Source organism: Deefgea sp. CFH1-16 (assembly GCF_016881365.1).
In the GTDB taxonomy this organism is placed as follows: Bacteria; Pseudomonadota; Gammaproteobacteria; order Burkholderiales; family Chitinibacteraceae; genus Deefgea.
On the sequence record NZ_WLYT01000001.1, the window covers coordinates 1,591,952 to 1,604,372 of the forward strand.

Genomic DNA, 12,421 nt, shown 5'->3' on the forward strand with positions numbered 1-12,421 from the left:
AGCGTTGTAGGCGGTTGTGAGATGAGGAAATAAGATTCCAAGTCAAGAGCAGAAGCTGAATGCGATAACTCTCGTGTGACTCGAAAGAGTTGCACCAGACAGTTTAATGTCTGGCGACCATAGCGAGGTGGTCCCACTCCTTCCCATCCCGAACAGGACAGTGAAACACCTCAGCGCCGATGATAGTGCGGATTGCCCGTGTGAAAGTAGGTCATTGCCAGACTTCCCTATAGAGAAGCCCGATTCGAAAGAGTCGGGCTTTTTGCTGCGCGTCGTTTCTGGGTTTGAGACGTATATGCAACGTATATTTCTAACTTAGTATTTTGTTGCGCCGCAATAATTTAAATTGGCTAGAATGAATTAATTACTTCATTTTGGACTCATTATGAATGTTGCTGTTTCTCCTTTATCGAGCGTTGATATTTTACGTGCGGCAGCAATTGCTCAGGCATTGCTTGATGGTTTTAATCATCACTATGCGCTGTTTCGTGAAGCCAGTTGTATGGCCAAAATTAATTTTGAGGCTGGTGATGTCATCGCACAAAGAAATAGTGTGCGCAATCGAATTACTTTTTATGATGCTCGTGTATTAGAAAGCGTTTCACGCTTGAAGCAAGAATTTGCCGCTGAAGGTTTGCCGGATTTGATGTGGTCTGCGGTGAAGCAGCAATATATTGCTTTGCTGCTTAATCATCAACAGATAGAACTTGCGGAAACATTTTTTAATTCAGTGTGTTGCCGTATTTTGCACCGTACATATTTTCATAATGATTTTATTTTTTATCGCCCAGCAGTTTCAACTGAGTATATTGAAGAGTCTGAGGCGACCTATCGTAGTTATTATGTGAATGATTTAGGATTAGTACCTACATTCAAAAAAATACTGTTAGATTTTTCTTGGAATTTATCATTTGTTGATTTGAATCGCGATGTAATGCGGATTTTATCGACATTACGCCATCATTTAGCGAAAAAGCTATCCCCAGAATTTAATTCACATATTGAAGTTTTAGCCTCTCCTTTCTATCGCAGCAAAGCGGCATATATTATCGGCAAAGCAACACATGGTGAGTTAGAAATCCCATTTGCGATTCCTTTGTACCGAAATCAAGATAGCCAGCTTTATATTGATGCCGCTCTGTTTGAGATGGTGCATATTCGCCAATTATTTTCATTATCGCGGGCTTATTTCTTGGTCGATATGGAGGTGCCGTCGGCCTACGTGCAATTTTTGCATGATTTAATTCCAGGCAAATCGCGTGCTGAGTTGTACACCATGCTGGGATTGGGCAAGCAAGGTAAAACCATGTTTTATCGCGAATTAATCTATCATTTACGCCACTCTTCGGATCCATTTGTGAGTGCGCCAGGAACAAAAGGGATGGTGATGATTGTCTTTACCTTACCGTCATTTCCTTTTGTATTTAAAATTATTAAAGACGTATTTACGCCGCCAAAAGAAGTGGATCGGGCCACGGTGCGAATGAAATATCTATTGGTTAAGCAGCATGACCGTGTTGGCCGTATGGCGGATTCGCTAGAGTTTTCTGATGTTGCGTTGCCGCGTTCGCGTTTTGATCCGGAGCTGCTGGCTGAAATGCGTTTATTAGCACCATCGATCGTAGAAGAAGATGGAGATTCAGTGGTGTTTCGGCATATGTATATTGAGTGCCGAATGAAACCGCTTAATTTATATATTGAGCATCGCAAAGATCAAGAGGTTGAAGCCGTTATTCGCGATTATGGTAATGCCTTGCGTGAGTTGGCTATTGCCAATATTTTCCCGGGGGATATGTTATTTAAGAATTTCGGTGTAACTCGCGCCGGGCGTGTGGTGTTTTATGATTATGATGAAATCGAATACATGACGGATTGCGATTTTCGGCGAATTCCACCGCCACCAACGCCAGAGTTTGAAATGAGTGGTGAAACTTGGTTTAGCGGTAATAAAAATGAGGTGTATCCAGAAGAGTTTGGTAGTTTCTTATTGGCGCGACCGGATGTGAAGCAGGCATTTAACAAATATCATGCTGATCTATTAGCGCCCAAGTTTTGGCAAGATACCAAAATGCGCATTAAAAATGGCATTGTGGAGGACTTTTTCCCTTACCCACAAGCATTACGTTTTTCGCAGGATGAATAAAATCTACTTTGTATTTCAGCCTCTTCTTTGAAGAGGCTTTTTTTATTTATATTTTTAGTTTCGATGATATACAGCAAGATTGATTCGGCTGATAATTCGGGCACGATTTGTTTTTGTTCTGAGGTTTATATGACGAGTGCTGCGGATTTATTGCCTTATCAACGCCTTCATTTGAAGTCGTTTACTTATTCTGCTTTGGATGCCGGTCCAAGCTTAATCGTACTTGGGGCGGTGCATGGCAATGAAGATTGCGGTACTAAAGCAATCGCTCGCGTGATGGCTGAGCTCGATTCTGGCACTTTGCATTTGCTGCGTGGTCGAATTACGTTTGTACCCATTACTAACCCGCTGGCATTTGAAAAACAGCAGCGCAATGGCGATCGAAATTTGAATCGTAATTTGCGGGTAACAGATGAGCCATTAGATTTTGAAGATCGCATCGCCAATGCCCTTTGCCCATTGCTCGCCGATCATGATGTTTTGCTCGATTTGCATTCAACAAACAATCCTGGTGAAGCATTTATCATGCTCGGGCCTGAAAATAATCAGGGTGATTTGCAACCATTTTCCCATGCTGAGCAAGAAGAAGCATTAGCAGTTCGCTTGGGGCCGCATCGGATTGTTGAAGGCTGGTTGTGTACTTATGCCGAAGGGGTTAAGCATCGATTGGCGTATACGCCGCAATGCGAGCGCTCGCATTTACTCAATACCGACCCGAGCTATGGGGTTGGTACTACCGAATATATGCGTGCTCATGGTGGTTATTCGCTGACTTTAGAATGTGGACAACATGCTGATATCAGCTCGCCTGAAGTGGCCTATCAGGGGATACGCAATGCCATTGCGTGCTTGCAATTAGCGGATGTACATGCCGCGCCAGTGCAAACAGATATTGAATTTTTAAAAATTAGTCGTGTGATCGATCGTCATCATGCCGATGATGTTTTTGTGAAAACTTGGTCTAGTTTTGATCCGGTTCAGGCTGGTGAAGTGATTGGGGTACGCCATGATGGTCAGCAGGAACTCGCGCCGTGTGATGGTTTTGTGTTGTTTCCCAATCCGAGTGCGGTTCCGGGTAATGAATGGTTTTATTTTGCCCAGTTAAGTGAGCGTCAACTGAGCGCGTTGAAAGAATAAAACTAGGTATGTACTGCTAGACCATAATTTATATGGTCTAGCACTTAATACTATGGATGAATTAATGGGCTCACCATTTTTGGCTTCGCGGCTAAAATGGCTTCATGCACGGCATCATCTTGTAAACCATGCCAAAACACATGTGCGGCAACGGCATGGCTATGATCATTGATTTGTTGCCATGCGCGAACGGCATCACTGGCAAATTCAAATAAAATAATTGATTTATGGGCTTCAATGGCCTGTGCCTCAATATTCATTCCAATGTCGCTTAAATAATCGAGCAAGGCATTCCGCGACTTCGTGGTGCGTTCATCGGTGGTATCGTAAGTTAAAAAAATCACTGCTTGTGCCATATCGGTGGTGGCTAAGCGAATAAAATCCACTCGCGATAAAATATTGACTTTGCCTTTGGTTTGAATCGCTTGCATGATGTGCTCCTGATCAATTTATCCGTTTTTTTCTGCCGTGTGCAGGGCTGAGTGTGTCATTGATGTTACGATTAAAGCACCCAAGTTATCCCTGAGCGGGTTTGTGGATAATTATGTGATTAAGTTGTTAGTTTCTCGGTTTAATTCAGTATAGTTATTATATTTAACCATGTATTTACATATAAGCCATGTATTTGTTGGTGTTTGGTAATATACCTGCTAGTTACGGCTTTTTGATAGCTTGTGCATAAAATTGTGGGTAAGCTGTTATTTTGTTGTTGATTCATTGCTTAAGCTCTGAGCGAGTCGTTTAGATTCTTTATAAAGATTTTTCATGGCGTACATTTGTTGATCGGCTTTTTCGATCAGCTCAATGGCTGAAATATAGTGCTCTGGTCCAGTTGCAGCACAGCCAATACTGAGTGATACGCAATCTTCAGATCGATACATTTCTTCAAATAATCGGCGTAAATAGACCGCTTCGGCTTCAACTTTATTGCAGCGACTCATCAAGATACAAAACTCATCGCCACCATAGCGAAAACAATAATCATCGCTACGAGAAATTTGCTTAATCGATTGGGCAACGTAGCGTAAAACTTGATCGCCTTTGGTGTGGCCATGATGATCATTAATTTGTTTGAAATCATTCACGTCGATATAGACCACCGCCACCGATTCTGCGCGTCGTTCAGCGGCGCGTAGCATCCGGGTCAGCGTTTCATGCAGATCACGGACATTGAGCAGCCCAGTTAATGGGTCGGTGCGAATTAATTCTTCAAGTTGTTGGGTGCGTTCTCGCACTTTGTCTTCGAGTGAACGAGCGTAGTCTTCCGATTTATTTTTTGAGCTTTCGATTTCGACGACCAAGCTGCGGATATAAGTTTCAAACACCAAGGTGATGTCAAACATAAATAGCTTTTCAAGTGCCAAGCCAATTTTATTACGCTCGGCCTCATGCTCAATGGGCGCGGTAAAAATAAGCTGCAGTAAGAGCTGCTTGAGCGTATGGATTCCGGATAGATAGAGCTTGGGTTCAACGCCGATGCGTTTATGCACCAGACCAATGCGTAAACGATTGTTAACGTAATCTAAGTCATATACGCCGCTGAATAAATCCAGAATGTATTTTCTTTGTGCTTCGCGCAAACGATCTAGTGTGTCAAGATCACCAATCAGCAGCGCGATTTCTGGGATGCTCGTTTGTAATTCGTAAAATTGATTAACGAGCGTATCAAGATTGGCAACAACGTTGGCCTTAAAGTTAATCAATAAGGTGATGTCTTCGCCACTGAGGCTAACCAATGTTTTGCGGTGACTGATATCAAACTCGGTGATTCTCATTTGTTCGAGTAAGGTTTGATCGGTTTGCCGCATATTTGAATCCCAAGCAAAGGGGTGATTGCTTGAGTATAGACACCAGCTCAAAAATCGCTTTCAAATCAACCGTGTTTTAGTTTTAGTATTTGAAAGCGTAGCCATAATTATTTAACAGCTAGTGATATTGTTGCCAGATTAGCTTCGCCAGTAGGCTGACGGCTAAAATTAAAAATAAGCGTCGGATCCACGCATTGCCACCGCGAAATGCCAAATAACTACCTACTTGTGCACCAGCAATATTGGCGATGGCCATGGGGATGGCATAGCTAAATAGCACCAGTTTGGCGGGAATAAAGAACAATAAAGCGGCGATATTAGTCGCTAAATTAACGATTTTGGCGCTGGCGCTGGCGCGTAAAAAATCGAAATGGAAAAAGCGCACAAATAAAAACATCAAAAATGAGCCGGTTCCTGGGCCCAACAAACCATCGTAAAAACCAATTGCTGCGCCCATCACCATCCCGAGGATTAAATCGCGACGGGTTAAAATTCGGCCGGCATCTTCCTCGCCAAAGTTTGGTTTGCGCCAAGTGTAGATCAGCATGATGGCCAGCAAGACAATCACCAGCGGCCGAATAATATCGGCGGGCAAGTAATGGGTGATTCGGGCACCGGCTAAAGAGCCAATAAAAGCGGTCGCTGCCGCAGGCAGAATCACCTTCCAGGGTATACGTATGCGGCGTACATAACTAAAAGCAGCTGAAGCAGTACCCCATACGGCGGTAAATTTATTGCTACCAAGTAAGGCCGCAGGTAGTTCTTTGGGCAGGGCGGTGAGTAAGCTGGGTAATAAAATCAAACCACCGCCGCCGACCGCCGCATCGATTAATCCAGCAATAAAAGCCATTGGGACGAGTAAGAAGAGTGCGGTTTCCATTGGCCATTCCTGTCAGTTATGTCAGCATCATCCCAGATTTTACTTGCTTTGCCTATCGCGATGATCATGTAGAAAACAATGGTTGCTGTAAATTTTGGCAAAAGGTATAAGTCAGTCTCAATCCTTTGGAGATTCAGCATGGCAAAAACGGCTCTGATTATTAGTGGTGGCGCACCGAATGCCACGCTGGTGGCAGGCGCTTTAGAGGCCTTTCATGAGCTTGGCTTGCAATTTGATGTGATCTCTACTGCGGGCGCAGGGGCTTTGCTGGGTTTGATGTATTTAGCGCCCAAAAATGGTGATCCGGTTAAAACATTACGTGGTTTACAAGAAATGGGGATTGCCGATTTTTTTTATACCGCGCTTTTCCAGTCAATTTTAAAGTCTTTAATAAACCCGGTAATATGGCCGATGGCTATCGGCAAATGACGGCGCCGTTGCAAGCCATGTTGGCGCAATGGCAGCCGCAAGATCCTTTATCGCAAACGCTCAAAGACGCCACTCAGTTCGGTATTGCGAGTGCGTGTCCAAGTGATGTGAATACGCGCTCTTTAGGCTTGTGTGCGCATGCGCCGTTTGTTGAGGATGTGATTGATTTTGCGTGCTTGCAGCAGCCGGGAACCGATATTTGGGTGAATGCATATAACTTGAGCCAGCATGAAATGGCCAATTGGCCACGGCAAAAGATTGGCGTTAAGCAATTGCAGGCGGCGTTATCGTTTCCTTTGCTGTATGCGCCGACTGAGATTGACGGCGACTTTTATATGGAAGGCGCGGCGATTGATTGTTTGAATTTTAAAGATTTGCGTAAAAACTATCCCGAGCTGGAAGAAATCGTGATTTTTGATTTGCTCGGCGCCGAAAAACTATTGCGTAAACCCAAAGATTTATACGACGCGTGGGTGATGTCCATCATCACGCCCTTGGTTGAGATTGCGCGTGATGACGTTAAAATTTTTGAGGCGCTACATGGCGAAGGAATTACTTTGCACAAAGTACCTTTGCTCGAAGCTGTACCTAATGCAGCGTTACCGGATGTGTTTGATTGGTCGCGCAGTAATTTAACTCGGTTGTATCAATTGGGTTATCACACCGCCAAAGCCTATGCTGAGCAACATTTAATGCATCTGTATGCAAGTCAGCAAGGCGATAAATCGGCTGGTACTGATTGCCATGAGCGGCAGTTGGCATGATTAACGCAATCATCCTAATACGGATCGGTGGCGATTAAAATTCGGCATGACAGCAAACGATGGCTAGTAAAAAATATTGGGTATATTGATACTGGCCATTTTGTATAGAGCATGCAACTTAATACCCATTACTGTTGATGAATTATCGCGGTAGTTTTTGAAGGAAGAAAGATGCGGGTTGGCCGTTGGCTTGGAGTGATTGGTTGCTTGTTCTTCAGTGTTTACTTGCGCGCGGAATGTTTGCCGCCACCAGCACCGCTGAGTGCGAGTGAGCAGCAAGCGTTGCAAGCGGCGGCAAAAGATCAGGGTTTTTTTTGTGGAAAATCAGCAAAAATGGTCGTCATTCTTGGCTGTATGGCACGATTCATATTAATCACGTCACCGGTTTATTTCCCGGTCCCAAGGTGAGGCATGCGCTGCAAAACAGCACGATTTTGGCGCTAGAGCTCAATCCGAATGATGCCAAAACCCAAGCCGAGCTGGCGCAATTGGCGCAAGCGGGCGCAGGTCAAGTGCCGCCGCAATTGCAATCACGACTGGCGGCGCAATTAGCGGCGGTGTGTTTACCGGCCACTGCGGAGCAAGCGATTCATCCGAGCTTATTATTTGCCAGTATGAGTGTATTGGGGCTGAGGGCGCAGGGTTTAGAGGCTGAGTATGGTAGCGAGCAGATGTTGCTGGCATTAGCGCAAACTGGGAAACAGCGCGTTGTTGCACTGGAAACACCAACGATTCAGATGAATGCTTTGCTTGGTCCTGAGCTCAATGTCAGTAGCGAAGATTATGAATTGGCTTTGCAGCAATTAGAAAGCAAGGCCGATCAAGCGCAGGCGCTGAAGATCGTTAAAGCCTGGGAGCAGTCTGATTTTACGACGCTTACCCAGTATGCCAAATGGTGCGATTGCCTGAATACTCCGGCGCAAAAAGCCAGTATGCAGCGTTTAATGGCTGGACGTAATCCGGGCTTGGCCGATGGGATTGCTCAATGGCATCGGCAAGGGGCTAGCGTTTTTGCGGCGGTGGGTAGTTTGCATATGGTGGGGCGCAAAGGATTATTGTTTTTACTGGCGCAGCGCGGCTTTAAAATTGAAAGGATTCATTGAGCTTTTCTTTGAAACACCCAAACCCCAGCGCCAAGCTCAGGTGGCAGCACTAATTGGCTTAAATCACGGCGTTCTTGCCAGTCAAACGTCGATTGCGCCTGATATTCGTCCCAATTACCGGTAATAAAGCGCGAACGGCTACCGATGACAATATAGGTTTGCACTTCGCGCTGGCGAAAAATCTGTTTTTCAAAGGTATTCCCCGCCGGTGGCCAGCAGCATAACACCACTTTACTGGGAAAGCGTTTAAGCGCCGCAATGGCATCTAGTTGTAATACGTCAGCCGGATAATCGACGACTTGTCGCCAGCTAAAGTCATCGCAAGCGGTGATATCGACGTGCTGTTGGCGTAAAAATCGGCTTAAAGTGCCATCGCCAGCGGCGATTTCAAGGCAGGATTGCTGGCCAATCAGCTGGGCTAAACCGGCAATCAGCTCTTGGCTGTAAAAACAATAAATCCCGCGCTTGGCGACCAGAGGCATTAATAAATGCTTTTGACTAATCAGCGGCCAAGTCCATTTAAAGCGCTGCATCGACACCGGGTTTGCGAACTAAATCGCGCTCAAACAATAAGCGCTGGGCAATTAAGCCATTCCATAAATTAAACCGAACCTTGCCTTGGGTAACACCAGTGGCCACTGAAAAAGCATATTGGCGCAACGCCAGTTCGATTAAGCGTTGCCGTTCTTGTTGGCTGACGAGTTCAGCAAAAGCTCGGCCTTGGCGCTCGCCAGATAAAAAATGCGCGTGGTAATCGATTCGAGTGCTCGATTGGCGAATGAGGGCTTTGATTTCTGCAGCATCTTGTCGTGCAAAAACGCCTTCCAACTCCCCACGCACCGCCTGCCATTGCGCAGGACAGGCGGTACAGAGTTGGCTAAAGCTTGGATTTTGCTGTAAAAAATGCAAACGTTGTTCTGGGCTGATTGGCGTTTTTATAGACATAGTTCGGTGACGATAGCGCCAGCTTTTGTGGCTAAGATGGACATATTGTTACATTCATAAGGTGAGCAAGATGAATCAAGCGCAAGCGGTGTTGGATTTTTGTTTTCATGAGATTGACCCAGCGTTATGGTGGGCGAAAAACGGTGAGTTTGATCGCTTGATTGAACAGCGGTTTTTGGTTTTGCATACTGCGGCCAAACGCGGCGAGCTGTTTACTTGGCGCGATAACGCTGCGGGGCGCTTGGCAGAAATCATCGTGTTGGATCAGTTTTCGCGCAATATTTATCGCGATCAGCCCGAAGCGTTTGCCCAAGACCCGCAAGCTTTGGCCTTGGCGCAAACGGCGATTGCGGCGGGGGCTGCGGCGCAATTAACGCCGATGCAAACTAGTTTTTTGTATCTGCCTTTGATGCACAGTGAATCGCTGCTGATTCATCAACAGGCGCTGGCGTTATTTACCGCGCTGGGCCTGCCCAATTCATTGGCATTTGAACTGCAACATCAGCAGATTATCCAGCGCTTTGGTCGCTACCCGCATCGCAATGCGATTTTGGGCCGAGTATCCAGTGCCGAGGAATTAGATTTTTTGCAGCAAGCGGGATCGGCATTTTAAGTGACTGAATGGCCTGAAGTTTTTGCTTTTTACGTCGATATCTAGCCTTAGTAGCGCGCTGTTTTACCTGCAGCGCAGCAGATAGCCCAATACCCTAGGCATCCAGTTGGAGTGCAATACCATGAATTCACTGAGCGCATTTAATTCAGCAATTGCGGCTGGTCATACTTTGAGTCGTGGTTTGAATACGTTGCCAAGTACGTCGTCATCAGTCGCTGCGCCGGCGACCAAGAGCAGCGCGTTGCAGCAGCGAGTGGATGATTTAAGTTCGGCCACCCTGCAAATGGCTGACGATTTGATTGGCAAGTTTGCCAAGCAGCTATTTGGTGATCAAGCACAGGGGATGAAAATTGAGTTTGATACACTGAGTTTAAGTGCCGAATCGAGCTTTAGCGCGATGCAGCAATCGACGCAAAGCGCGGAGCAAAGTCGTCAAGTCAGTGCTTTTCGTCTGAGTGATGCCAGTCATTTTAATGGCAAAGGGACGCTGACGACGGCCGATGGCCGACGCTTTGAAATTGAAGTGGATATTCGTTATGAAGCAAAGGTTGAGGGTATGGGTATCAGCCAGCAATCATTGCTAAATAATAGCCAGCAAGATATACCTACAGATTCGCGGCATAAAGAGCCGGCAAAATCGCCAGCAGCAATCACCGCAGATACCTCTGACTTGTCGCGTCCGAGTATCAATTCGTATTTTGCGGGTACGGCCGCCGATTTATTGCAGCGACTGACCAGTGAGCCAGTATTTCAGCCGTTTTCACTCTTGCAACAGGCTGATCCAGCGCAACGGTCACTGCTGGGGGATTGGTCACTGCAAGTATTGAATCTCGCCGGCGGCCCGCGATATCTGGATTTAAGCCCGCACTTTGATCGGGATAAAACGGCTTTTGAGGCACAGGCTTAGTTCCAGTTGGCTTTGCCTGCCGCTAGTTTAGGTTTGCCAGTATAAATTGGGCCATTGCTGTTGCCATCCCTTGGTATGGGCGCGGTCGTGGGCTAGGTCGTGGGCGACGTTAGGCGGCAATCCAGAGCGCCGATTGTGTGCCAGACAGAGTGACCATGCGTCGATGAGCCCCGCATCGACCGATAAAATGAGCCCATGTTGAGGATGCTGCTGGGCGGCTAAGCAAGTCGCGGTTTCTGGAAAACGTAACACCGCATCAACGCTACTGCTGTAAGCTGGAACGCCATATTTGAGATGCATTCTGGCTTGGTTGCGAACCTGCTAACGAGTGCCGTTTAATTTCTTCCGTAATTGATTTTCGAGTTCTTCATCGATCATTCGATCGGTATTTCTGGCATCAAACCATACAACATCGACATCCGCTATGGGGGTCGGCTTGGGATAATTATGTGCAACATCCCAGATTAAATTGCGAATCAATCCAGCACAAATCATTGCAGAAGTCATTCCTAAATCGGCGGCTGCGGCCAAACAATCCATGCCAAATGGATCTGCTTGCAGCTGGTAAATGGTGTTGCGGTATAGGTTTGACATTGGCGATTTAGGGTGAGCGATGCGCCGCAATTGATACTGATTTTGAGTATAAAAATACACAGAGCAGTGTGATTTCCTTCAGTTTTGGCGGGCGGGTGTAACTATGTCACTGAAAACAATCAGTTTTCTACTTAATATGCGCTAAATTATTTTAGAACAAATGCATAACACCTTGTTTGAATGGTGTCGCGTTCTACCCAGAATGAATGGATGAGTGCTAGCAAAAGGAGAGTGAATGGGGATAGCAGTTCAACTAACAAAAATTTTAGTCGCGTGCAGTTTGCTCGCTGGCTGTGCATTGAATGAATCGGTGCCAAGCCCGTCGACAGCCACTCAACAGATTGCCAGTGAAGTCGCCAATAAAGTCTCGAGCGATTCGTCGGCTTCTGCGGCATCAGTAGTAAAAGCATCCGAAGCTTTAACCGCATCTGAAGTTAAAGCGTGTAAGGAAAATGGTTATGTATTTAGCCAAAAAGATATTGATGCGCTGATTTTGAATGCGTTTAATGAGGCGCGTGGCGAATCGAATGCCGGTATTTTGGCGGTATTGGGCGTCACGATGGCGCGGGTGGATTCGGCGTGTTATCCCGATACTGTGCATGGCGTGGTGTATCAACGCAAACAGTTCTCGTGGACTTGGCAGCGTGGCACGCCGCGTACTTTAGCTGCAGCCAAAGCGATCGAACCGAAAACCTATGCCAAGGTTAAAGCCTTGGTCGAAAACTATATCGCGCAGGGCGCGAAGCCCAATGGCTCTTTGTTGTATCACGCCAAGAGCGTTAACCCGAGCTGGTCACGCTCGGCGTCAATTGAGCGCACCAAGGTGATGGGCTCGCATATTTTTTTACGATCATCGACGCTGTTAAAGCATTGCGTCGTTCTTCGGTGATTGAATTATGCCGTAAGTACGGACGATATCGTTAAGACATTGCGGGCAATAGCAATCGCCTTGACTCGGTAGCGGTAGGCCGTGTGGTAGGTCCATACACCAGCAGCCACCGTTGTTGCCTCCGCTACCGCAGCGAAACGGTTGGCCACATTGCTGGCACTGTAGCTCACGAATTTTAAGCACGGTTGGCGGCATTATTGTTTCCAGCG

General features: G+C 46.3%; 14 protein-coding genes, 1 rRNA gene and 1 pseudogene. 9 read left to right on the plus strand and 7 right to left on the minus strand.

The window, feature by feature from the left end; translation table 11 throughout:
• Nucleotides 1-109 precede the first annotated feature (109 nt).
• The 3 genes from rrf to GKO28_RS08805 all read left to right on the plus strand — a co-directional run bounded on the left by rrf (nt 110) and on the right by GKO28_RS08805 (nt 3,280).
• Nucleotides 110-223, plus strand: a 5S ribosomal RNA gene (gene rrf / locus GKO28_RS08795).
• 162 nt (nt 224-385) lie between these two features.
• A complete protein-coding gene (gene aceK, locus GKO28_RS08800; protein WP_182076006.1) occupies nt 386-2,143 on the plus strand; it encodes a bifunctional isocitrate dehydrogenase kinase/phosphatase in 1,758 nt (585 codons plus the stop codon).
• Between the two features lie 129 nt (nt 2,144-2,272).
• Nucleotides 2,273-3,280 carry a succinylglutamate desuccinylase/aspartoacylase family protein gene (locus GKO28_RS08805; protein WP_182076007.1) on the plus strand — a complete coding sequence of 336 codons (1,008 nt, stop codon included), beginning with the start codon at nt 2,273-2,275 and terminating at the stop codon, nt 3,278-3,280.
• A gap of 50 nt (nt 3,281-3,330) precedes the next feature.
• On the opposite strand, the gene GKO28_RS08810 is transcribed toward GKO28_RS08805, so the two are convergent.
• The 3 genes from GKO28_RS08810 to GKO28_RS08820 all read right to left on the minus strand — a co-directional run bounded on the left by GKO28_RS08810 (nt 3,331) and on the right by GKO28_RS08820 (nt 5,968).
• Entirely contained in the window at nt 3,331-3,711 is a 381-nt protein-coding gene (locus GKO28_RS08810) for a hypothetical protein (RefSeq protein ID WP_182076008.1), read from the minus strand.
• Nucleotides 3,712-3,978: 267 nt separating this feature from the next.
• Entirely contained in the window at nt 3,979-5,088 is a 1,110-nt protein-coding gene (locus GKO28_RS08815; protein ID WP_182076009.1) for a GGDEF domain-containing protein, read from the minus strand.
• Nucleotides 5,089-5,206: 118 nt separating this feature from the next.
• Nucleotides 5,207-5,968, minus strand: a complete 762-nt coding sequence (locus GKO28_RS08820; protein ID WP_182076010.1) for a TSUP family transporter — start codon at nt 5,966-5,968, stop codon at nt 5,207-5,209.
• A 138-nt stretch (nt 5,969-6,106) separates the two neighbouring features.
• On the opposite strand from GKO28_RS08820, the gene GKO28_RS08825 reads away from it, so the two are divergent.
• The 3 genes from GKO28_RS08825 to GKO28_RS08835 all read left to right on the plus strand — a co-directional run bounded on the left by GKO28_RS08825 (nt 6,107) and on the right by GKO28_RS08835 (nt 8,264).
• Nucleotides 6,107-6,397 (plus strand): patatin-like phospholipase family protein, encoded by a 291-nt coding sequence (locus GKO28_RS08825; protein ID WP_182076011.1) that lies wholly within the window; start codon nt 6,107-6,109, stop codon nt 6,395-6,397.
• Nucleotides 6,394-7,161: a hypothetical protein gene (locus GKO28_RS08830; protein ID WP_203564045.1), complete on the plus strand. Its 768-nt coding sequence runs from the start codon at nt 6,394-6,396 to the stop codon at nt 7,159-7,161. Before GKO28_RS08825 ends, GKO28_RS08830 begins: the two co-directional genes overlap by 4 nt.
• A 314-nt stretch (nt 7,162-7,475) precedes the next feature.
• Nucleotides 7,476-8,264, plus strand: a complete 789-nt coding sequence (locus tag GKO28_RS08835; protein WP_182076013.1) for a TraB/GumN family protein — start codon at nt 7,476-7,478, stop codon at nt 8,262-8,264.
• On the opposite strand, the gene GKO28_RS08840 is transcribed toward GKO28_RS08835, so the two are convergent.
• The gene (locus GKO28_RS08840; protein ID WP_182076014.1) at nt 8,258-8,797 is read right to left on the minus strand and encodes a hypothetical protein; all 540 of its coding nucleotides are present in this window, start codon (nt 8,795-8,797) and stop codon (nt 8,258-8,260) included. The two genes, GKO28_RS08835 and GKO28_RS08840, sit on opposite strands and share 7 nt — an antisense overlap.
• On the minus strand, nt 8,784-9,209 hold the full coding sequence (locus tag GKO28_RS08845) for a hypothetical protein (protein WP_182076015.1): 426 nt from the start codon (nt 9,207-9,209) through the stop codon (nt 8,784-8,786). Before GKO28_RS08845 ends, GKO28_RS08840 begins: the two co-directional genes overlap by 14 nt.
• A gap of 70 nt (nt 9,210-9,279) precedes the next feature.
• Between GKO28_RS08845 and GKO28_RS08850 the strand changes: the two genes are divergently transcribed.
• Together GKO28_RS08850 and GKO28_RS08855 are read left to right on the plus strand one after the other, a co-directional pair.
• On the plus strand, nt 9,280-9,822 hold the full coding sequence (locus tag GKO28_RS08850; RefSeq protein WP_182076016.1) for a DUF924 family protein: 543 nt from the start codon (nt 9,280-9,282) through the stop codon (nt 9,820-9,822).
• Nucleotides 9,823-9,943: 121 nt separating this feature from the next.
• Nucleotides 9,944-10,729, plus strand: coding sequence for a hypothetical protein (locus tag GKO28_RS08855; RefSeq protein ID WP_182076017.1), 786 nt, complete (start codon nt 9,944-9,946; stop codon nt 10,727-10,729).
• A gap of 27 nt (nt 10,730-10,756) precedes the next feature.
• On the opposite strand, the pseudogene GKO28_RS19650 reads toward GKO28_RS08855, so the two are convergent.
• Nucleotides 10,757-11,323: pseudogene (locus GKO28_RS19650) on the minus strand (nucleotidyltransferase family protein).
• Nucleotides 11,324-11,558: 235 nt separating this feature from the next.
• Between GKO28_RS19650 and GKO28_RS08870 the strand changes: the two are divergent.
• Nucleotides 11,559-12,212, plus strand: a complete 654-nt coding sequence (locus tag GKO28_RS08870; protein WP_182076020.1) for a cell wall hydrolase — start codon at nt 11,559-11,561, stop codon at nt 12,210-12,212.
• On the opposite strand, the gene GKO28_RS22770 is transcribed toward GKO28_RS08870, so the two are convergent.
• Nucleotides 12,186-12,407, minus strand: a complete 222-nt coding sequence (locus GKO28_RS22770) for a cysteine-rich CWC family protein (protein WP_374220720.1) — start codon at nt 12,405-12,407, stop codon at nt 12,186-12,188. The two genes, GKO28_RS08870 and GKO28_RS22770, sit on opposite strands and share 27 nt — an antisense overlap.
• Between the last annotated feature and the right edge of the window lie 14 nt (nt 12,408-12,421).